Raw genomic sequence first — 19,751 nt, 5'->3', positions numbered from 1 at the left:
ACTTGACAAAAAACTTCGTCTTTTCAGAATTTTAGAGAAACGTGAACGACTATTCTTGTAAACCAGAGGTCGATCATGCCGCGCGTTTCCTGCGACATTTTTACACACCGCAGGCGCTACCCTACTATGAAGAGCCCGACTGTGGCCTCACACATGATGATCCGGACCGTTCCGGACCTAGGTAAGTTGATCTGCTTTTTCCTCGAAAGGCCCACCCGGCTGCCCGTTGAAGCAGCGAGGGTCGGACCCTCCCTTCAATGGAAATTGCGCCCCTTCGGCATCACGTCTGCCACCTCGGCCGTCGTCTGTTCCGGGCTGCCACCGGAACGCCGCACCGTGGCCAGGCGCAGATCGCCCTGCGCCTTCTTCTCGCGCGCGTCGCCGGTGGGCCTCAGCGCTTCATCGGCACGGTCGCTTGCGCCGAACCGCCGCGCCTCCGTGCGCAACAGTCCCAGCATCGGCGTGATGTCCTCGATGTGTTCGGCGACCACGTGGATGACGCTGCTTTCGCGCTGCAGCCGGCCGCGGATCTTGACCAACCGCGCGCCCATGACCACCGGGCGATAGGTCGCAAACACCTTCGGCCAGACGATCGCATTGGCAACGCCGGTTTCGTCCTCGATCGTCATGAAGATGACGCCCTTGGCGGAGCCCGGACGCTGGCGAACGAGCACCAACCCGGCGACGGTTATCCGCCGCCCGACCGGGGCGGTCGCAAGCGTGCGGCTGGTGACGATGCCCTGTTCGGAAAGCGTCTCTCGCAGGAAGGAGACCGGATGCGCCTTGAGCGAGAAGGAGAGATAACGATAATCGTTGATCACCTGCTCGCCCGGCAACATCTCCGGCAGGATCATGGCTGGCTCCGGCCGCAATTCCGCCCTCGCCGCGCCTTCGAAGAGCGGTAGCCTTTCGGCAGCACTCTTTTCGTCCAGCGCCTTCACCGCCCAGAGCGCCTTGCGGCGATCGAGCCCGATCGAACGGAAAGCGTCCGCATCGGCGAGCCTTTCGAGCGCGGAACGGGAGAGACCCGAGCGCAGCCAGAGGTCACGGACCGTCCCGTAACCGGTACCCCGGTTGGCGACGAGTTTCTTCTCGATCTCTTCTTGGTTCAGCCCCTTGATCGAATTGAAGCCGAGGCGCATCGCCTTGTCAGTCTTGATCACGTCCTCCATTTCGCGATGACGCGGCTCGATGGCACCCTTATCGAGGCCACCCTCTTCGAGATCGGCATCCCAGACCGAATGATTGATGTCGACGGGACGCACCCGGACCCCATGCTCGCGCGCGTCGCGCACCAGTTGCCCGGGCGCGTAAAAGCCCATCGGCTGCGAGTTCAGAAGGGCGGCACAGAAGACATCCGGATAATAGGTCTTCAGCCAGGACGAGACATAGACCAAGAGCGCGAAGGACGCGGCATGACTTTCGGGAAAGCCATATTCGCCGAAACCTTCGATCTGCTTGAAGCAGCGCTCGGCGAAATCGCGCGGATATTTGTTCTTGACCATGCCTTCGATCATCTTCTCGTGGAAGGTATGGATGGTGCCGGTGCGCTTGAAGGTCGCCATGGCGCGACGCAGCCGATCGGCCTCACTGGGTGAGAAACCGGCGGCGGTGATGGCGATCTGCATCGCCTGCTCCTGGAACAGCGGCACGCCGAGCGTCCGCTCCAGCACGACCTTCAGCTCAGGGCTTGGATATTCGATGGGGATATTGCGTGCGCGCTGCTCGCGCCGCTTCAGATAGGGATGCACCATGTTGCCCTGGATCGGCCCGGGCCGGACGATCGCCACCTCGATGACGAGATCATAGAAGATGCGCGGCTTCAGCCGTGGCAGCATGCTCATCTGCGCCCGGCTTTCGATCTGGAAGACGCCGATCGTATCGGCGCGGCATATCATGTCGTAGACGGCTTTCTGCTCATCCTTGAAGAGCTGGTGCAGGTTTTTCCGCTCGCCGTAATGCCGGTCGAGAAGCTCGAAGGCGCGGGCGATGCAGGTGAGCATGCCGAGCGCCAACACGTCGATCTTCAGGATCTTCAGCGTGTCGAGATCGTCCTTGTCCCACTCGATCATGTAGCGGTCGGGCATTGCCGTGTTCATGATCGGCACGACCTCGTCGAGCCGGTCGCGGGTAATAACGAAGCCCCCGACATGCTGCGAAAGATGGCGCGGGAAGCTCATCAGTTCGGTGGCATAGTCGAGCACCTTCACCGTCGTCGGATCCTTCGTATCGAGCCCGGCAGCCTGCGCCTCACGCTCCGAGAGATCGGCGACCGACCAGCCCCAGACCGAACCGGCAAGCGCCGATTGCACGTCTTCTGAGAACCCGAAAGCCTTGGCAGTCTCGCGGCCGGCCGAGCGCGCCCGATAGCTGATGACGGCGGCCGTCAGCCCCGCATGCTCCTTGCCGTAGGTGCGGTAGATATGCTGGATCACCTCTTCCCGCTTCTCGTGCTCGAAATCGACGTCGATATCCGGCGGCTCGTCGCGCTCGGTCGAGAGGAAGCGGTCGAAGAGCAGGGTGGTCGAAAGCGGATCGACTTCGGTGATCCTCAGACAGTAACAGACGGTGGAATTCGCCGCCGAGCCGCGGCCCTGGCAGAGGATTTCGGCCTTGCGCGCAAACTGCATGATATTGCGCACCGTCAGGAAATAGGGCTCGTAACGCTTGCTGGCGATCAGCTCGAGCTCGTACTCGATCTGCGTCGAAACCTTCTGCGAAATGCCCTCGGGATAGCGCTCGTGTGCGCCTTGCATCGTCAGCCGCCTAAGGGTCTGCGTCGGCGTCTCGCCCGGAATGCTTTCATCCGGATACTGATATTCGAGATCCGACAGCGAGAACTTCAGCCTCCCGAAGAAATGCCCGGTATTGGCGATCGCTTCCGGATAGTCGCGGAAGATGCGCGCCATTTCGGCGGGCGTCTTCAGATGCCGCTCGGCATTGGCATGCAACCGGTAGCCTGCGGTGGCGATCGTCACATGCTCGCGGATGGCGGTGACGACATCGGCAAGCGGCCGTCGCGCGGCGACATGAAACAGCGGACTGTTGGTGGCGACGAGCTTGATCGCGGCATGGCGGGCAATGGTCGCAAGTCCGGCGAAGGCAAGCTGGTCGAAGCCGTCATAGCGCGGCACCAGCGCCAGATAGAGCCGGTCGGCAAAATGCGGCTTCAGGCGCTTGAGAAAGTCGGCAAGCAAGGTTGCTTCCGGCGCGCCGATGACAGGATCCGGCAGCACGACGAGCAACAGGTCCTCGCCCCACTCGACGAGATCGGCTTCATAGAGCGTGCAGGTGCCCTTCTTGGCGCGCAGGTTTCCAGCACTCAGCATCCGGCAGAGATTGCCCCAGCCGTGGCGATTGCAGGGATAGGCGAGCACGTCGGGCAGGTCCTCCGCAAAGGAGAGCCGCGCGCCGGGCTGGAAGGCGTATTTTTCCACCTTGGCCTGCGCATGGGCGCGCACCACACCGGCAACCGTGTTGCGGTCGGCAATACCAAGGCCGCCAATGTTAAGACGGCTCGCCGCAACCACCATCTCGCCCGGATGGGACGCGCCTTCGAGGAAGGAGAAATTCGACCAGGCGCCGATCTCGAAATAGGGGACAGCGTCGCTCATGCGAAGACTCCATGCATGAACCAGCGCGGCGGGGCGCTCGCACCATAATGACCCTCGCGAAACAGCCAGAACCGCCGGCCGCGCTCGTCTTCCACCCGGAAATAATCGCGCTCCATCGCCGGCTCGCCGTCGAGCCACCATTCGCCGGCGATCCGCTCCGGCCCTTCGGCCCGTGCGATGCGGTGCAGCGTGCGCCGCCAGCGGAAGCTTCTCGGCGGCCCCTCCGGCACCTCGGCCACCGCCTCTACCGGTTCGGGGCTTGGAAAGAGCCGCTGCGGCCGAGCCGCCGCGGCAAGCAGGGTCGCGGGAATGTTTTGCGCAGGCGCCTCGGCCTTGCCCATGAGCCCCAGATCCGTGAGTGGGCGGAAGCTTGCCGCCCGCTCCGGCACGTGGCTTTCCGAAAGAGCCGGCACCAGCAGGCTCTCCGCCCCGAACCTTGCCATCACCCGGTCGGCGAAAGCCGCAAGCGGGCGCTCGCGGTCCGGCGTGCCGGAGAAATCCTCCTGCATCACCTCGTATTTTTCGCTCTTCGGCACCGAGAGCCTGAGGATTTCGAAGCCGAAGCCGGCATCGAGATCCTCGTGCACCGCCTGCAGCCGTTCGCGGAAGAGACCGGCGACGCGCCGCGGCTCGTTGAGCGGCGAGGACGTGCCGGCGGCGATGCGGAAGACCGCGCCATCGACGCGGAAAAGCAGAAGCTCGAACAGACGCCCGCCCTGCCCACGCTTTTCCAGTTCCGGTTTCAGCCGCATCGCCAGCTCTTCCGTCAAGCCGAGAATATCGTCTTCGCCCTGGACCGGTTCGCCGAGACGGCGCTCCACTGAGAGGGCAGCAACGGGCAGCCGCGGCGACAGTGGCTCATCCTCCCGCCCGAGCGCCTGATCGAGGCGCAGAAGCAGGGTCGCGCCGAACCGGCGGGCAAGCGGCGCGCGCGGCGCCTCGATGATGTCGCCGATCTGCTTGAGCCCGACCCGGCCAAGCGTTTCGATCGTTTCCCGCGGCAGCCGGAGCGCCGCCATCGGCAACGGCGCCAGCACCCGCGCCGCCTCGTCCGGGGCGAGAATGCCGTCGGAGCCGAAGCGCGCCACCGCCCAGGAGAGCCCGGCGGACGAGGAGATCGCCGCCCGGGCCTCGACCCCCAGATGGAAGAGGCGGGCAAGCAGATCGTCGAGCAGCGCCTTTTCCCCACCGAGAAGATGGGCGCAGCCGGTGATGTCGAGAAAGAGGCCGCTGTCGCCATCAAGCGCGACGAGCGGCGTATAGCGGCAACACCAATCCGCAAGCCCTTCGAGCAGGGCCCGATCGGCGGCGGGATCGGCCGGCAGCACGTCGATCTCGGGACACATGGCCCGGGCTTCGGCAACACCCTGGCCGATGTGAAAACCCGCTTTTTCGGCGTAACCGTCGAGCGCGACGAGGCGCATCGCACTCTTCACCTTGTCGGCAAAGACGAGGGGCGGATGCTCAGGACGCCCGCGGGAAAGCCACGAGTTCCCCCAGCGCTTGCGCGCGACCCGATCGGCCGGGAGATGCGGAAAGGCGAGCGACAGAATGCGCTGGTTCTGGATCTGCCGCAGCAGCGGCTGGTAGGGGCTCGATGGGGTAAAGGCGGCGGTCATGGGGGTTCCACTCCAGCAGGAAGCCGAGCGGCGCAGGAGCCCTGCTCTTCTCGGCGATGACATGAAAGACGGGATGGCCGATGCTGCCGCGAAGCATCGATCCATCCGGTAGGGGACGCTCGCGCGCCGGCGCCGGCTCGACAAGGAAGCGGAAGAAGGCGCTGCTGGCCTCCTCGTGTCCGGACTGGCGCAGGAGCAGAAGGGGAACATGGCCCGCGCGTGAGCGAACATGCAGGCGCCGGCTCTCGCTGAGCGCAAGAGCTGCGGGATTGCCGCGAATTTCCAGGATGACGGCACAGAAGCTTGGAACGGAAAGCGCCGCCTCGGCGATCCAGAGCGCGTCCTTCACCGTGCGCGGCAGGCTGAAGACGAGGCCGCGGATATCGAGCCCATAGGCCTTGAGACCCAACCCATAGGGCAGGCCCGCCTCGTTGGAAGCCATCGACTGGCTGATCCAGAGAACGGGGGCTGCCGGCTCGCCTTTTTCCAGGCGCGCCTGCTGGCAGAGCACACTGAGCGCTGCGGCAAAACCGGCGGCAGCGCCGGCATCGCGCGTCTCGGCATTGCGGATTTCCGTCATGCCTTCGAGCGGTAGGCCGCCTTCGAGAAGCGTGTCCAGATCCGTAACGCCAAGCGCAAGCGCCCGACGGCCAGGCTCATCTTCCTCGCGCTGACGGAAGCCGCCGGGATCGGCCGCCTTGGCGGCGCGCACGACGCCCGGAAGCCGACGGTTTTCGATCCTGGCTATGGTCTCTCGGAGCGAAAGTACCGTCTCCCGCTCCACGGCTTTGTCGGCCATGACGGTCAACTCCCATCATAAATGTTCATGTTATGTTCTATTAGATTCCAGAGCTTCCTAAATGAGTCAACAGCCAATTCTAAGAATTTATTCCTGTCCCCATGCCCGCGGAATTCAACACTCGAAAAACACTGGCAAAATCGCTATATGGAGGGCAACAAGGAGTGCCTATGGCCCGCATTGACCAGACCGATGATTGGCGGGAACGCCACGCACCGACGCTTACCACTTTTGAACAGCTCGCACTGGAAGCCTACGGCCACCTGCCGCAGGAATTCCGCCAGCTGACGACCGACCTCATCATCGAAGTTGCCGACTTCCCGAGCGACGACATTTTCGAGGACATGGCACTGGAAACGCCTTTCGATCTGCTGGGCCTTTTCGAGGGCCGTGGCATCAGCGAGCGCTTCACCATGGAAACCGGCCAGTTTCCAAACCGCATCACCCTCTATCGCCGCCCGATCATCGACTATTGGGCTGAGAACGAGGAGACGCTGGGTGACATCATCACCCATGTCCTGATCCATGAGATCGGCCATCACTTCGGCCTTTCCGACGACGACATGGAGCGGATCGAAGCCAGCGTCGAGCACGTCGGCGGCTAACCCGTTTTATCTGCCCCTCATCCGCCTGCCGGCACCTTCTCCCCGCAAGCGGGGCGAAGGAGACTCGCGGTACCGTTCGCATCCCAATCGGAGCACGGGTTAACCGATACCAGAAAACAGGCCTCACACGCCGATTGCGAGCATCAACCGCGTCCCCTCGCCCCGCCTGCGGGGAGAGGGTTAGGGTGAGGGGCAAACTTGCACGACGGCAAACAGCCTCGACTACTGTTCCGACAGCTTGATATCCGGGGTGTAATCCTTGCCCTCGACCTCCTTGAACACCGCCTGGCCGCACTGCATGTGCTGCGTATCGGCATTGAAGGCATAGGTGGGCGAGCCGTGCAGGCTCCAGCCCTGGTTCAGCGCTGCCGTCACCTTGTGACAGAAGGAAGCGTCGTCGGGACCGGTCAGGAAGCGATAGAGTTTCAAGATCTTGTCTTTCGTTTTTCGATGAGATCCGCCTTGGCGGCGAGCATCACGGCCTGATCGAGGTGCAGCCGCTCGACCATCCGTCCGTTGAGATTGATGACGCCCTTGCCGGCGTTTTCCGAGAGCGCAAAGGCAGCGATGATCGCGCGCGCCTCGTCGACGGCGATCTGCTCGACGCCGAAACGTTCGTTTGCCGGGCCGATCTGGGCCGGGTGGATCAGCATCTTGCCGTCATAGCCCATGTCGCGGCCCTGCCGGCATTCCTCGTCGAATCCATCAGCGTCGCGAAAATCGTTGAACACGGCGTCGATGACGTCGAGCCCGCCGCCGCGGGCGGCAAGCAGGATCTGCATCAGCCAGGGAACGAGATAGGGGCGACCGGGGCGATCCGGAACGCCGGTGTCCTTGCGCAGGTCGTTGAGACCAACGACGAAACAATCGAGCCGGCCGCCGAAGGTGCGGCCGGTCTCGGCGATAAGAGGCGCGTTGATGACACCGCGCGGCGTCTCGATCATCGCCCAGAGACGCAGCGTCTCCGGCGCATCGTTTTCGGCCAGCCAGTCGGCCGCCGCCTGGATATCCGCCGGGCTTTCGACCTTCGGCAGAAGAATGGCGTCGGGCTTCGCCGCAAGCACCGCGGCGAGATCGTCCTGGCCAAAGCCGGAACCGAGCGCATTGATGCGGATGACGATCTCACAATCCGGCCGGTTCGTCGTCAGATGCCGAACCAGCGCCTCGCGTGCTTCCATCTTGCGCTCAGGCGCAACCGCATCCTCGAGATCGAAGATCGCGGCATCGGTCGCGAGTTCAGCGACCTTGGCAAGCGCGCGGGCATTGTCGGCCGGCACCGATAGCACCGAGCGACGCAGGCGCACCGGGTGATGTTCGATCGATTTGCTCATGTTTCAGTTGTGCCCGCCTTTGCCTCGTTCCGCAAGACGAGGCGAACCGCCGCACCCCTTTCGCAAAGCCGCCTCTTGCAAGTGCGGGGAGGAGCCCCCACATCGCCATCAGAAAGGTGACGATTATGCAAAGCATTCGCTCTGTTCTCTTCACGGCCGCAGCCCTGACCATCACGTTTGCGGCCTTCGTTCTGACCGCCTCGCTGGCGCTGGCACTGGCCGGCATCGCCGCCGTCGTCGTGATCGGCAGCGCGATTGCCGCCCGGCTGAACCTCAGGCCGGCCCGCGCCACCGCCCGTCCGGCCGCCGCCGCTGCCGCCCACAGCCAGCGCGAGATGCGCATCTGGAACGACGGTCGCGGCACGATCATCGACCTCTGATCCCGGCGATCGTAGTGATCCGCAATCGGGCCGATCCGTAATCGGCTCGAAGCCTTTTGCTGTTTCTCGAGAGCTGCCATTCAGCCGGCTGCGAAATTTTTCCATCCCCGTGTCGGATCCATCGCTCCATGTCCGTCCTTGAGGCAGGCCAGCACGGTCCTGGCTCTTCGAACAGGATGGAGAACGACATGGACACTGAGACGCAGCAAACCGAAACGAAGCAGCCGGCACCGGTCCTGAACGGGCTTCTGCCCTATCTTCAGGTCGATGGCGCCGCCAAGGCATCCGAATTCTACCAGCGCGCCTTCGGCGCCAAGGAGGTCAACCGGCATCCGCTCGACGAGCAGGGCCGGACGATGCACATCCATCTCTACGTCAACGGCAGCTCGCTGATGCTGGCGGATGCCTATCCGGAATATGGCCATCCGCTGGAAAAGCCGCAGGCCTTTACCTTGACGCTCACCGTCGAGGACATCGATGCCTGGTGGGACCGCGCCGTTGCCGCCGGCGCCGAGGTGGTGATGCCGATCGAGGTGATGTTCTGGGGCGACCGCTACGGCCAGCTCCGCGATCCCTTCGGCGTTCTCTGGGCCATGAACAGCCCGGTGAAGGCAGGCTGAGGCTTCCCGACAATCGAAATCCGGGCGAAGCTTTCACCGGGCGGGCATTTTCACCCGCCCGGCGAAGCGTGTTTGGATAGATTTTCCTTCATTTCGGCGCAAAACTCATCTAAACGCTAGCGCAACATTCTTCTGAAATCGAAGGCCTGAAGTTATGGAAAAATTCGTCAAGCTCACCGGTGTCGCCGCCCCCCTCCCCGTCGTCAACATCGACACGGACATGATCATTCCGAAGGATTACCTGAAGACGATCAAGCGCACCGGCCTAGGCAAGGGCCTTTTCGCCGAAGCCCGCTACAATGAGGATGGCTCGGTCAACCCGGACTTCGTGCTCAACAAACCCGCCTACCAGAACGCCAAGATCCTGGTTGCCGGCGACAACTTCGGCTGCGGCTCCTCGCGCGAGCATGCCCCCTGGGCGCTGCTCGACTTCGGCATCCGCTGCGTGATCTCCACGTCCTTTGCCGACATCTTCTACAACAACTGTTTTAAGAACGGCATTCTGCCGATCGTCGTCAGCCAGGCCGACCTCGACAAGCTGATGGACGACGCTTCGCGCGGCTCCAACGCCATCCTCTCGGTCGACCTGGAATCCCAGGAAATCACCGGCCCGGACGGCGGCTCGGTCAAGTTCGAGGTCGATGCCTTCAAGCGCCACTGCCTGCTGAACGGCCTCGACGATATCGGCCTGACGCTGGAAAAGGCAACCGCGATCGACAGCTTCGAGAAGACGGTCGGCGCCTCGCGCCCCTGGGCTTAAAGCGAGACATGGCGCGCAAGCTCATCTCTTCGGGTTCGCCCTTCGAAAAGACGGCAGGCTATTCGCGTGCCGTCGCGATGGGCGACTGGTGCTTCGTCTCCGGCACGACCGGCTACGACTATGCCACCATGACCATGCCCGAAACGGTGGAAGAGCAGGCGCGCAATTGCCTGAAGACGATCGAGGGCGCACTGAAGGAAGCGGGCTTCTCGCTTAAAGACGTGGTGCGCAATCACTACTACGTCACCGATGCCAGCTTCGCCGACCGGGTGTTCCCGATCTTCGGCGAAGTCTTCGGCGAGATCCGTCCGGCCGCAACCATGATCGTCTGCGATCTGATCCGCCCGGAAATGCTGATCGAGATCGAAGTCACCGCCCTCCGCGGCTGAGACCGAGCTTTTCTGCTCACGCCATCTCTTCTCAAATCGATTCCGATTTTGGCCAATATGCGATAGTCCATGGACACCGCCTGCTAGACCTATGCTGAACCGGAAGACGATTATGCAATTCGAAGGCACCGCAGATTACATCGCCGACAAGGACCTGATGATCGCCGTCAATGCTGCGATCCGGCTGGAGCGGCCGCTGCTCGTCAAGGGTGAACCCGGCACCGGCAAGACCGAGCTTGCCCGCCAGATTGCCGCTGCCCTTGGCCTCGATCTGATCGAATGGAGCGTCAAGTCGACGACCAAGGCGCAGCAGGGCCTTTACGAGTATGATGCCGTGTCGCGCCTGCGCGACAGCCAGCTCGGCGACGAGCGCGTCAACGAGGTCAGGAACTATATCCGCAAGGGCAAGCTCTGGCAGGCCTTCGAGGCCGACCGTCGCGTGGTGCTTCTGATCGACGAGATCGACAAGGCCGACATCGAGTTTCCGAACGACCTCTTGCAGGAACTCGACCGCATGGAATTCCATGTCTACGAGACCGGCGAGATGATCGGCGCCCGTCACCGGCCGATCGTCATCATCACCTCCAACAACGAGAAGGAATTGCCGGACGCATTTCTGCGCCGCTGCTTCTTCCACTATATCCGCTTTCCCGACGCCGAAACGCTCGCCCGCATCGTCGAGGTGCACTATCCCGGGATCCGCAAGACGTTGCTTTCGGCAGCCCTTGCCGCCTTCTACGACATCCGCCAGGTGCCGGGCCTCAAAAAGAAGCCTTCCACCTCCGAAGCGCTCGACTGGATCCGCCTGCTGGTTGCCGACGAGGTCGATCCGGCCGACCTCCGCGCCGACGCCAAGACCATGCTGCCGAAGCTGCACGGCGCGCTGCTGAAGAACGAGCAGGACGTGCATCTCTTCGAACGCCTGGCCTTCATGGCACGCCGCGACGGATGAGCCCGGACGCCCACAAGGTCCTGATCTACGCCACCTGGCAAGATCAGTTGCTGGTCTTCGACGAGCCGGACTTTCCCGAGATCGAGCTGCAGGTGCCCGGCGGCACGATGGAGCCGGGCGAGAGCCCGGAAACATCGGCCTTGCGGGAATTCGTGGAAGAGACCGGGCTGACGCCATCGCGGGGCCTCACCCATCTCGTCACGAAGGACTACTCCTTCCGGAAGGAAGGCCAGACCATCTGCCATCGCCGGCACTATTTTCATGTCGCCCTTGCCGGCGAGCAACAGAAAACCTGGCTGCACCATGAAATGACGCCCTTTGGCGGTGGTGCGCCGATCCGCTTTCGCTTCTTCTGGCTCGGCTTAGACGAGGCTAGCCGTCGGCTCGGATACGGCATGCAGGACGGCCTAGATTATCTTCACACGCACGGAAGTTGCCCCTCACCCTAGCCCTCTCCCCGCAGCCGGGGAGAGGGGACGGAAATGGCGACGGTCGCCGCGAGACAATGATGTCCGGGCTTCTTTCTGGAACGGAAATGATCGGTCCCTGGGAGGCGCGAGCGGGTGCCACAAGCTCCCTTCTCCCCGCCTGCGGGGAGAAGGTCGCGGAAGCGGGATGAGGGGCCGCCCGACCGCCCGAATCGTTTTTCTTGACCCCCGCGCCCCAGTCGCGCTATCAAATTCCTCGTGGTGATTTGGCCGGCCGGCTTGCAGCCACGTTAAACAAGTCGCTAAAGGGCCGAGGAAAGTTGGATTTCCGAGGACCGGTCGCGATCAATCGCCGCCGGTTTTTTTGTATTGATCGAGTGGAAGCCCATGCCCATCAAGATTCCCGATACGCTGCCCGCTTTCGAAACCCTCGTGCATGAGGGTGTGCGGGTGATGACCGAGACCGTGGCGATCCGTCAGGATATCCGCCCGCTCCAGATCGGGCTCCTGAACCTCATGCCGAACAAGATCAAGACCGAGATCCAGATGGCGCGCCTGATCGGCGCCTCGCCGCTGCAGGTGGAATTGTCGCTGGTACGCATCGGCGCCCACCGGGCGAAGAACACCTCGGAAGATCACCTGCTTTCTTTCTACGAGACCTGGGACGAGGTGAAGGGCCGCAAGTTCGACGGCTTCATCATCACCGGCGCGCCGGTCGAGACGCTCGAATACGAGGACGTCACCTATTGGGACGAATTGAAGCGCATCCTCGATTGGACGGAGACCAACGTGCATTCGACGCTCAATGTCTGCTGGGGGGCGATGGCGGCGATCTACCATTTCCACGACGTGCCGAAGTATCCGCTGAACGAGAAGGCCTTTGGCGTCTACCGCCACCAGAACCTCAATCGCTCGTCGGTCTATCTCAACGGCTTCTCCGACGACTTCGCCGTCCCCGTCTCGCGTTGGACCGAGGTCAGGCGTGCCGACATCGACAAGGTGCCCAGCCTCGAAATCCTGATGGAATCGAAGGAGATGGGCGTCTGCCTCGTGCACGAGAAAAAGGGCAACCGGCTCTACATGTTCAACCACGTGGAGTATGATTCGACCTCGCTGTCGGACGAATATTTTCGCGACGTGGACGCAGGCGTGCCGATCAAGATGCCGCACGACTATTTCCCGCACAACGATTCGACCCTGCCGCCGCAGAACCGCTGGCGCAGCCATGCGCACCTCTTCTTCGGCAACTGGATCAACGAGATGTACCAGACGACGCCCTATGATCTCGCAGAGATCGGCACCGGAGAAAGCCAGGACTGACCGATGTTCATCCCCTTCTTCCTCGAACTCAAAGCGGCGAAAGTTCCGGTGACGCTCCGGGAATTCCTGTCGCTGATCGAGGGGATGGAGGCGGGCATCGCCACATTCGATGTCGAAGCCTTCTACTTCCTGGCGCGCACGGCGCTGGTGAAGGACGAGCGCCATATCGACCGCTTCGACCGGGTGTTCCAGCACTGCTTCTCCGGGCTCGAGGCGGTCAATCCCATGGAGACGGGCGAAGAGGCCGTCATCCCCGAGGACTGGCTGCGCAAGCTCGCCGAAAAACACCTGACCGAGGAAGAAAAGCGCCTGATCGAATCCCTCGGGGGCTTCGACAAGCTGATGGAGACCCTGCGCCAACGGCTTCGGGAGCAGCAAGGCCGGCATCAGGGCGGCTCGAAATGGATCGGCACCGCCGGCACCTCCCCCTTCGGCGCCTATGGCTACAATCCCGAAGGGGTCAGGATCGGCCAGGACCAGTCGCGCCACCGCCGCGCCGTCAAGGTCTGGGACCGGCGCGAGTTCAGGGATTATGACGACACGGTCGAACTCGGCACCCGCAACATCAAGGTGGCGCTGAAAAGGCTCAGGCGCTGGGTGCGCCAGGGGGCGGCTGACGAACTCGACCTTTCCGGCACGATCCGTGCCACCGCCGAGCACGGCTATCTCGACGTGGTGACGCGGCCCGAACGCCGCAATGCGGTCAAGCTGCTGATGTTCTTCGATATCGGCGGCTCGATGGACGATCACATCCGCATCGTCGAGGAACTGTTTTCAGCCGCCCGCGGCGAGTTCCGCCATATGGAGCATTTCTACTTCCACAACTGTGTCTATGAGGGTCTGTGGAAGGACAATCGTCGCCGCCGCGTCGACATCACCCGCACCACCGAAGTGCTGCGCACCTATGGCGGCGACTATCGCGCCATCTTCGTCGGCGACGCGTCGATGAGCCCCTATGAGATCAGCCATCCCGGCGGCTCGGTCGAACATTGGAACGACGAGGCGGGCGCACTCTGGCTTTCGCGCATGACAGCGCATTTTCCGCGTTCGATCTGGATCAATCCCGTGCCCGAACAGCACTGGGGCTACACCCAGTCGATCGGCATGGTGAAGAGCCTGTTCGAGGGGCGGATGTTCCCTTTGACACTCGCCGGCCTGCAGGATGCCACCAAGCAGCTATCGCGCTGACATGACCGCAGAGAGGTCGCTGTAGCACCTTGAATAGCTAGACGTTTTTGCCCTCAGGCCAGAGACGAAGCAAGGCCCCATTTAGTATGATTTTCCGGTTGCCGTGCCTTTGGAAATGACGCAGGTTGCTGCGGTCGCGAAGAGGGAGCCAGCGGTGAACATGCATCAGAACACGGAAATCTTCGGCCATCTGCCGTCCGGCGAGCCGGTCCATCGTATGGTGCTCTCCGGTGGCGGCCTCACCGCCCATGTCTTGACCTGGGGCTCGGTGATTCAGGACCTGCGCCTGGAAGGCCATGAGCCGCCATTGGTGCTCGGTTTCGCCGATCTCGAAAGCTATCTCGCCCATTCGCCCTATCTCGGCGCGACACCGGGGCGCTGCGCCAACCGGATCGCCGACGGGCGCTTCACGCTCGACGGTGAGACCTACCAGCTCGAACTGAACGAGAAGGGTGTCACCCACCTGCACGGCGGCAGCGACAATATCGGCAAGCGCAACTGGACGATCGGCCGCCAGACGCCTGATAGCGTGACGCTCACCATTACCGATCCGGATGGACGCGCCGGCTATCCCGGCAACTGCAAGGTCACTTGCACCTACGCGCTGAAGCCCGGCGGCGTCTTGAGCGTCGTCTACGAGAGCGAGACCGACCGGCCGACGCTCGCCAATGTCTGCCAGCACAGCTACTTCAATCTCGACGGCACTGTCGACGCGCTCGGACACGACATCATGATCGCCGCCGACCACTACCTGCCGACCAACGAACGCCAGGTGCCGACGGGCGAGATCCGTGCGGTCGAGGGCACCGCCTTCGATCTCCGCGAAATGACGTCGATGCGTCGCCAGACCGAGGGCGAGCGCATCAGCTACGACCACAATTTCTGCCTTTCGAACGAGCGCATGACGAAACATTCGGTGGCGCTTGCCCGTAGCATCAATTCCGGCGTCACGATGGAAGTGCTGACGACCGAGCCTGGTGTACAGCTTTATACCGGCGCAAAGCTCGACATCACCGTCCCCGGCCTCGAGGGACGCCGCTATGGCCCATTTGCCGGTTTCTGCCTGGAAACCCAGATCTGGCCGGACGCCATCAACCATGCCGGCTTCCCGAACGCGGTACTGCGCACCGGTGAGATCCGCCGGCAGGAGACGGACTACGTCTTCATGAAGAGCTGAGTGGCGCGCGGGCGTCGACGATCTCTAGCGACAAGGGAAGGGACGGCGAACGTTCCAAAGGACCGTCGTGCTGTCCGATCGCCGACAGGTGTTCGCATGGCGAAGCATCCGGTTGCGAAGCGCAATGCGCCTGACGGCGGATGCCGTTCATTTCCAAAATAACAGTGAAATGAAGTGGTTGGGAGAAATTGGAGCGGGTGAGGCGATTCGAACGCCCGACCCCAACCTTGGCAAGGTTGTGCTCTACCCCTGAGCTACACCCGCTCATAAACCGCGGTCCGGGGGTAGTCGGTGGACCGTGGCGTCGCTGTCTTGCGGCGACGGGCGGTATATGGCCTAAGCGATTTTGGAATGCAACAGGGAAATGACGAGAAATCGAATATTTTTTTGGAGACCCCTCGCGAAGCCCGGAAATGCCGCGTTTTCGGCCGCTGCCGCCGCCTGTGAGATTGCGCGGCCACCGGCTTCTCCCCTAAAGCAGAGGCGAAACGAATGCCCAAGGGATGAGAATCATGAGTGAATCACAGCCGAAGACCGCCGAAGACCTCTTTCATTTTCTCGACGGACTTGGGATCGAGCATAAAACCAAGAGCCACGAGCCGGTGTTCACCGTCGCCGAATCGGTGGCGCTGCGTGACGAGATCCCTGGCGGCCACACGAAAAACCTTTTCGTGAAGGACAAGAAGGACAACTATTTCCTGCTCACCGTCGAGGAACACGCGACGGTGGACCTGAAGACCGTTCACCAGGTGATCGGTGCGGCAAGCAAGGTGTCCTTCGGCAAGCCGGAGAAGCTGATGGAATATCTGGGCGTCATTCCAGGTGCCGTGACCGCCTTCGGCGCGATCAATGACATCGAGGGCAACGTCAAGATGATCCTCGACGAGGAGCTGATGAAGTTCGACATCGTCAACTGCCATCCGCTCTCCAATGACGCGACGACCTCGATCGCATCCAGCGATCTGCTGCGCTTCATGGAAGCGACCGGACACGAACCGCTTGTCTTGAAAGTCACGGCCTGACATACGATCTTTGGCGCGAATGCAGTAAGCTGGCAGACGAGCCGGCGAGGAGAGAAGAATGACGGGCAGCGACAATCCCTATGCAGGGTCTTTCGGCACTCAGATGACGGCTTCGGCCTCTTTCGGTCAGCCGGCGCCGGCGGCCGCGTCGGACGGTGACCTGATCAAGGAAACCACCACTGCCAACTTCACCAAGGACGTGCTCGACGCCTCCAGGCAGCAGCCGGTTCTCGTCGATTTCTGGGCGCCCTGGTGCGGCCCCTGCAAGCAGCTGACCCCCGTCATCGAAAAGGTGGTCACGGAAGCCGCAGGCCGCGTCAAACTCGTGAAGATGAACATCGACGATCATCCCTCGATCGCCGGACAGCTCGGCATCCAGTCGATCCCCGCCGTCATCGCCTTCGTCGGCGGGCGTCCGGTCGATGGCTTCATGGGCGCGGTGCCGGAAAGCCAGATCAAGCAATTCATCGAAAAGATCGCCGGTCCGGCCGTCGACGACAGCAAGGCCGAGATCGAAGCGGTTCTCGCCGATGCCAAGGCGCTGCTCGACGCCGGTGACGCCCAGAACGCCGCCGGCCTCTACGGCGCCGTGCTTCAGGCCGACCCCGAAAACGTCGTGGCGATCGCCGGCATGGTCGATTGCATGATCGCGCTCGGCCAGGTCGCCGAAGCCCGCGAAGCGCTCTCCGGGCTGCCGGAAGACCTTGCCAAGGACGCAGGCATTGCGGCCATCGGCAAGAAGCTCGACCAGATCGAGGAAGCCCGCAAGCTCGGCGATCCCAATGAGTTCGAGCGGCGCCTTGCCGCAAATCCCGATGATCATGAGGCGCGCGTGCTGCTCGCCAAGATCCGCAATGTCGAAGGCGACCGGACGGCTGCGGCCGATCACCTGCTGACGGTCATGAAGCGCGATCGAACTTTCGACGACGACGGCGCGCGGCGCGAGTTGCTCTCCTTCTTCGAGGTCTGGGGACCGAAGGATCCGGCAACGATCGCCGCACGGCGCAAGCTCTCGTCGATCCTGTTCTCCTGAACCGTCAGGCATTTTTTTCGAGGAGGGGCGCTGTTTGCACCCCTTTTTCGTAAGTACGTCTGATCACGATCCACATTCACCCATGAAGATCGGTGTGCTCGTCCCTTGAGATTTTCAAGGAATGCACCATCTTTTGGTCTGGTTGACCACGCTTCCTTGGCGGGGCAAGAGCGGACATCTGCAAGGTCTATCGGAAAATGCACGTCGGAAATGCACGCTATCTCGGTCCGAAGGACTTGCCGGAGATCATTCCGGTGTTTCCGCTGACCGGTGCCCTGCTGCTTCCCGGCGCCCAGCTTCCGCTCAACATCTTCGAACCGCGCTACCTTGCCATGCTCGATGACGCGCTCTCCGGCAACCGCCTGATCGGCATCGTGCAACCCTCCTTCTGCGAAGGCCGCAGCGAGACTGCCACCGGCCCGATGCAGGCGCTCTGCGAGGTCGGCTGCATCGGCCGCATCACCTCCTTCGCCGAGACCGGCGATGGCCGCTACATCACCTCGCTCACCGGCGTCTGCCGCTACCGGCTGTTTTCGGAAGTCTCAGCGACGCGCGGTTACCGCCGTTTCCGCATCGGCCCCTTTGCCGCCGATCTCGAAAACCGTGACGATGAAACTCTCGTCGACCGGGCAGCTCTGCTTGCCGCCTTCAAGGCCTATCTCGAAGCCAACAAGCTCAAGGCCGATTGGGAAAGCGTCGAACGGGCGAGCAACCGCACCCTGGTCAATTCCATGGCGATGATGTCGCCCTACGGCCCGGCAGAAAAACAGGCGCTGCTCGAAGCGCCCGATCTCAAGACACGCGCGGAAACCCTGATCGCCATCACCGAGATCGTGCTCGCGCGCGACTTCGGCGATATGGACAGCATCCTGCAGTGAGCGACGGATAATGGATATCAACGCCAGCAAGGTCGATCCGAAACTGCTTGAACTGCTCGTCTGCCCGCTGACCAAGGGGCGCCTCAGCTACCACGCCGAAGCCAACGAACTCATCTCGGAAAAGGCCCGCCTCGCCTATCCGATACGCGACGGCGTGCCGATCATGCTGGTCTCGGAAGCCCGCAAGATCGAGGATTGAGGGCGCGGCCTTCTTTGATGCGGAGTTTTTAGCCCCTCATCCGGCCTGCCGGCCACCTTCTCCCCGCAGGCGGGGAGAAGGAACCTCGTGGCGCACTCGGCGCCAACCTCTTCTCTTCGACATCAAGACAGTGCCACGCATTCGACCGAGTCCCCTCGCCCCGCTTGCGGGGAGAGGGCTAGGGTGAGGGGCAATCCTCAGGTCGATGTTCAGATCGGCTCGCCCGACAAGAGCCGCGGATCCGCCTCGCCGGCAATCCCGGCCGCCTGGCGAATGAAGAAATTCTTGAGAGACGGCAGCCGGTCGACCAGACCGAGGCCGAAGTCGCGGGCGATGCGAACCGGAGTGATATCGTTGGAAAACAGCCGGTTGAGCACGTCGGTCGTCACCCCCATGCGGAAGGTGTCGAACCGCCGCCAGCTCTGGTAGCGCTCGAGCACGGCGAGCGAGCCGATGTCGAGCCCGAGGCGATCCGCCTCGACGATCGTTTCCGCGAGCGCCGCCACATCCTTGAAGCCGAGATTGAGCCCCTGCCCCGAGATCGGATGAATGCCGTGGGCCGCGTCCCCGGCAAGCGCGAAACGCGGTTTGACGAAATCGCGCGCAAGCGTCAGGCCCAGCGGAAAGGCCCGCCGCCCGCCAACCACCTTCAGGTGCCCGAGCTTGTGGCCGAAGCGGCGCTCCAACTCTTCCTCGAACAGGAAATCGTCGCCGGCGACCAGGCGTTCGGCGTCCTCGGTGCGCTCGGTCCAGACCAGCGACGAGCGGTTGTTCTTGAGCGGCAGGGTCGCAAACGGACCGGCCGGCAGGAAATGCTCCTCCGCCGTGCCCTCGTGCGGCCGCTCGTGCTCGACCGTCGTGACGATGCCGGACTGGCCGTAGTCGAATTCGACCGTCTTGATGCCGGCGGCATCGCGCAGCTTGGAGCGTACGCCGTCACAGGCGACGAGCAGGCGCGCTTCCAGTTGTTCGCCGCCGGCGAGCGTGACGGCGACCGCATGGTCCCCGCTTTTAAAGGTTTCGACCATCGTCGACTGACGATTGACGACGCCAAGGTCCTCGCACGCCCCGCGCAGCGCACCGACCATTGCCGTGTTCGGCACCATATGGGCGAAGGGCCGGCCATCGCCGCTGTCGCCATCGAACGTCAGAAACACAGGGCGCACCGGATCGGCCGCCTTCGAATCGGTAATCACCATGCGGCGGATCGGCTCCGCCTCCGGCACGATCTGATCCCAGACGCCAAGCACGTCGAGCATGCGTTCGGCAGCCGACGCAACCGCCGAGGCGCGCTGGTCCTTCTTCCAGGCGCCTTCCGGCGCGCCGTCGATCACCATGACGCTGAGATGCGGCGCCGCCTTTTTCAGGGATAAGGCGAGCGAAAGGCCGACATAGCCGCCACCGGCAATCAAGACATCGAGCATCGGCTTTCTCCGT

General features: G+C 62.7%; 20 protein-coding genes, 1 tRNA gene and 1 riboswitch. Of the genes, 14 read left to right on the top strand and 7 right to left on the bottom strand.

The features are described 5' to 3' along the window. Window positions 1-254 precede the first annotated feature (254 nt). Genes AC070A_RS15690 through AC070A_RS15680 form a run of 3 tightly spaced genes read right to left on the bottom strand, consistent with a single transcriptional unit; the run spans window position 255 to window position 6,032 of the window. Entirely contained in the window at window positions 255-3,614 is a 3,360-nt protein-coding gene (locus tag AC070A_RS15690) for an error-prone DNA polymerase (RefSeq protein WP_113132353.1), read from the bottom strand. After that, window positions 3,611-5,164, bottom strand: a complete 1,554-nt coding sequence (locus AC070A_RS15685) for a DNA polymerase Y family protein (RefSeq protein ID WP_255571363.1) — start codon at window positions 5,162-5,164, stop codon at window positions 3,611-3,613. Before AC070A_RS15685 ends, AC070A_RS15690 begins: the two co-directional genes overlap by 4 nt. Continuing rightward, the gene (locus AC070A_RS15680; protein ID WP_058321701.1) at window positions 5,079-6,032 is read right to left on the bottom strand and encodes an ImuA family protein; all 954 of its coding nucleotides are present in this window, start codon (window positions 6,030-6,032) and stop codon (window positions 5,079-5,081) included. Before AC070A_RS15680 ends, AC070A_RS15685 begins: the two co-directional genes overlap by 86 nt. A 170-nt stretch (window positions 6,033-6,202) precedes the next feature. Here AC070A_RS15680 and AC070A_RS15675 point away from each other — a divergent pair, with 170 nt between their 5' ends. Further along, the gene (locus tag AC070A_RS15675; RefSeq protein WP_057254954.1) at window positions 6,203-6,637 is read left to right on the top strand and encodes a metallopeptidase family protein; all 435 of its coding nucleotides are present in this window, start codon (window positions 6,203-6,205) and stop codon (window positions 6,635-6,637) included. A 222-nt stretch (window positions 6,638-6,859) separates the two neighbouring features. Here the strand turns inward: AC070A_RS15675 and AC070A_RS15670 are convergent, their stop codons facing one another. Further along, complete coding sequence (locus AC070A_RS15670; RefSeq protein ID WP_057254953.1) at window positions 6,860-7,066, bottom strand: DUF1737 domain-containing protein; 207 nt, start codon at window positions 7,064-7,066, stop codon at window positions 6,860-6,862. Further along, window positions 7,063-7,968 (bottom strand): HpcH/HpaI aldolase/citrate lyase family protein, encoded by a 906-nt coding sequence (locus tag AC070A_RS15665; protein ID WP_112995668.1) that lies wholly within the window; start codon window positions 7,966-7,968, stop codon window positions 7,063-7,065. Before AC070A_RS15665 ends, AC070A_RS15670 begins: the two co-directional genes overlap by 4 nt. A gap of 125 nt (window positions 7,969-8,093) precedes the next feature. Here AC070A_RS15665 and AC070A_RS15660 point away from each other — a divergent pair, with 125 nt between their 5' ends. The 9 genes from AC070A_RS15660 to AC070A_RS15620 all read left to right on the top strand — a co-directional run bounded on the left by AC070A_RS15660 (window position 8,094) and on the right by AC070A_RS15620 (window position 15,182). Continuing rightward, entirely contained in the window at window positions 8,094-8,348 is a 255-nt protein-coding gene (locus AC070A_RS15660; protein ID WP_058321700.1) for a hypothetical protein, read from the top strand. 188 nt (window positions 8,349-8,536) lie between these two features. Next, window positions 8,537-8,968: a VOC family protein gene (locus AC070A_RS15655; protein WP_057254950.1), complete on the top strand. Its 432-nt coding sequence runs from the start codon at window positions 8,537-8,539 to the stop codon at window positions 8,966-8,968. Window positions 8,969-9,122: 154 nt separating this feature from the next. Then, window positions 9,123-9,728: a 3-isopropylmalate dehydratase small subunit gene (gene leuD / locus AC070A_RS15650; RefSeq protein ID WP_057254949.1), complete on the top strand. Its 606-nt coding sequence runs from the start codon at window positions 9,123-9,125 to the stop codon at window positions 9,726-9,728. A gap of 8 nt (window positions 9,729-9,736) precedes the next feature. Continuing rightward, on the top strand, window positions 9,737-10,117 hold the full coding sequence (locus AC070A_RS15645; protein WP_057254948.1) for a RidA family protein: 381 nt from the start codon (window positions 9,737-9,739) through the stop codon (window positions 10,115-10,117). Window positions 10,118-10,229: 112 nt separating this feature from the next. Next, window positions 10,230-11,069, top strand: coding sequence for an AAA family ATPase (locus AC070A_RS15640; RefSeq protein ID WP_112995667.1), 840 nt, complete (start codon window positions 10,230-10,232; stop codon window positions 11,067-11,069). Further along, window positions 11,066-11,518 (top strand): NUDIX hydrolase, encoded by a 453-nt coding sequence (locus AC070A_RS15635; protein ID WP_112995666.1) that lies wholly within the window; start codon window positions 11,066-11,068, stop codon window positions 11,516-11,518. Before AC070A_RS15640 ends, AC070A_RS15635 begins: the two co-directional genes overlap by 4 nt. Window positions 11,519-11,745: 227 nt before the next feature. Next, window positions 11,746-11,823: riboswitch (SAM riboswitch) on the top strand. A 61-nt stretch (window positions 11,824-11,884) separates the two neighbouring features. Beyond that, entirely contained in the window at window positions 11,885-12,817 is a 933-nt protein-coding gene (metA, locus tag AC070A_RS15630) for a homoserine O-acetyltransferase MetA (RefSeq protein WP_057254945.1), read from the top strand. A gap of 3 nt (window positions 12,818-12,820) precedes the next feature. Further along, window positions 12,821-14,005: a vWA domain-containing protein gene (locus AC070A_RS15625; protein ID WP_057254944.1), complete on the top strand. Its 1,185-nt coding sequence runs from the start codon at window positions 12,821-12,823 to the stop codon at window positions 14,003-14,005. Between the two features lie 160 nt (window positions 14,006-14,165). Beyond that, window positions 14,166-15,182: an aldose epimerase family protein gene (locus tag AC070A_RS15620; protein WP_112995664.1), complete on the top strand. Its 1,017-nt coding sequence runs from the start codon at window positions 14,166-14,168 to the stop codon at window positions 15,180-15,182. Between the two features lie 189 nt (window positions 15,183-15,371). Here the strand turns inward: AC070A_RS15620 and AC070A_RS15615 are convergent. Continuing rightward, window positions 15,372-15,446, bottom strand: a tRNA-Gly gene (locus AC070A_RS15615). Window positions 15,447-15,694: 248 nt separating this feature from the next. Between AC070A_RS15615 and AC070A_RS15610 the strand changes: the two genes are divergently transcribed. The 4 genes from AC070A_RS15610 to AC070A_RS15595 all read left to right on the top strand — a co-directional run bounded on the left by AC070A_RS15610 (window position 15,695) and on the right by AC070A_RS15595 (window position 18,314). Continuing rightward, window positions 15,695-16,204 carry a prolyl-tRNA synthetase associated domain-containing protein gene (locus AC070A_RS15610; protein WP_113736952.1) on the top strand — a complete coding sequence of 170 codons (510 nt, stop codon included), beginning with the start codon at window positions 15,695-15,697 and terminating at the stop codon, window positions 16,202-16,204. 58 nt (window positions 16,205-16,262) lie between these two features. Next, window positions 16,263-17,237: a thioredoxin gene (gene trxA, locus AC070A_RS15605; protein WP_057254941.1), complete on the top strand. Its 975-nt coding sequence runs from the start codon at window positions 16,263-16,265 to the stop codon at window positions 17,235-17,237. A gap of 197 nt (window positions 17,238-17,434) precedes the next feature. After that, a complete protein-coding gene (locus AC070A_RS15600; RefSeq protein WP_057254940.1) occupies window positions 17,435-18,115 on the top strand; it encodes an LON peptidase substrate-binding domain-containing protein in 681 nt (226 codons plus the stop codon). A gap of 10 nt (window positions 18,116-18,125) precedes the next feature. After that, window positions 18,126-18,314: a Trm112 family protein gene (locus AC070A_RS15595; protein ID WP_057254939.1), complete on the top strand. Its 189-nt coding sequence runs from the start codon at window positions 18,126-18,128 to the stop codon at window positions 18,312-18,314. A gap of 209 nt (window positions 18,315-18,523) precedes the next feature. On the opposite strand, the gene AC070A_RS15590 is transcribed toward AC070A_RS15595, so the two are convergent. Further along, window positions 18,524-19,738 (bottom strand): ubiquinone biosynthesis hydroxylase, encoded by a 1,215-nt coding sequence (locus AC070A_RS15590; protein ID WP_112995663.1) that lies wholly within the window; start codon window positions 19,736-19,738, stop codon window positions 18,524-18,526. Window positions 19,739-19,751: the final 13 nt, after the last annotated feature.

It is taken from the genome of Ensifer sp. GW101-20A05 (assembly GCF_059424735.1).
Note: the sequence above shows the minus strand (reverse complement) of the source record. Positions and strands in the feature narration are given on the sequence as shown.

Coding starts and splice junctions, on each gene's coding strand:
- AC070A_RS15690 (WP_113132353.1), bottom strand. CDS start 3,614: ATGAGCGACGCTGTCCCCTATTTCGAGATCGGCGCCTGGTCGAATTTC.
- AC070A_RS15680 (WP_058321701.1), bottom strand. CDS start 6,032: ATGGCCGACAAAGCCGTGGAGCGGGAGACGGTACTTTCGCTCCGAGAG.
- AC070A_RS15675 (WP_057254954.1), top strand. CDS start 6,203: ATGGCCCGCATTGACCAGACCGATGATTGGCGGGAACGCCACGCACCG.
- AC070A_RS15665 (WP_112995668.1), bottom strand. CDS start 7,968: ATGAGCAAATCGATCGAACATCACCCGGTGCGCCTGCGTCGCTCGGTG.
- AC070A_RS15660 (WP_058321700.1), top strand. CDS start 8,094: ATGCAAAGCATTCGCTCTGTTCTCTTCACGGCCGCAGCCCTGACCATC.
- AC070A_RS15655 (WP_057254950.1), top strand. CDS start 8,537: ATGGACACTGAGACGCAGCAAACCGAAACGAAGCAGCCGGCACCGGTC.
- leuD (WP_057254949.1), top strand. CDS start 9,123: ATGGAAAAATTCGTCAAGCTCACCGGTGTCGCCGCCCCCCTCCCCGTC.
- AC070A_RS15645 (WP_057254948.1), top strand. CDS start 9,737: ATGGCGCGCAAGCTCATCTCTTCGGGTTCGCCCTTCGAAAAGACGGCA.
- AC070A_RS15640 (WP_112995667.1), top strand. CDS start 10,230: ATGCAATTCGAAGGCACCGCAGATTACATCGCCGACAAGGACCTGATG.
- AC070A_RS15635 (WP_112995666.1), top strand. CDS start 11,066: ATGAGCCCGGACGCCCACAAGGTCCTGATCTACGCCACCTGGCAAGAT.
- metA (WP_057254945.1), top strand. CDS start 11,885: ATGCCCATCAAGATTCCCGATACGCTGCCCGCTTTCGAAACCCTCGTG.
- AC070A_RS15625 (WP_057254944.1), top strand. CDS start 12,821: ATGTTCATCCCCTTCTTCCTCGAACTCAAAGCGGCGAAAGTTCCGGTG.
- AC070A_RS15620 (WP_112995664.1), top strand. CDS start 14,166: ATGCATCAGAACACGGAAATCTTCGGCCATCTGCCGTCCGGCGAGCCG.
- AC070A_RS15610 (WP_113736952.1), top strand. CDS start 15,695: ATGAGTGAATCACAGCCGAAGACCGCCGAAGACCTCTTTCATTTTCTC.
- trxA (WP_057254941.1), top strand. CDS start 16,263: ATGACGGGCAGCGACAATCCCTATGCAGGGTCTTTCGGCACTCAGATG.
- AC070A_RS15600 (WP_057254940.1), top strand. CDS start 17,435: ATGCACGTCGGAAATGCACGCTATCTCGGTCCGAAGGACTTGCCGGAG.
- AC070A_RS15595 (WP_057254939.1), top strand. CDS start 18,126: ATGGATATCAACGCCAGCAAGGTCGATCCGAAACTGCTTGAACTGCTC.
- AC070A_RS15590 (WP_112995663.1), bottom strand. CDS start 19,738: ATGCTCGATGTCTTGATTGCCGGTGGCGGCTATGTCGGCCTTTCGCTC.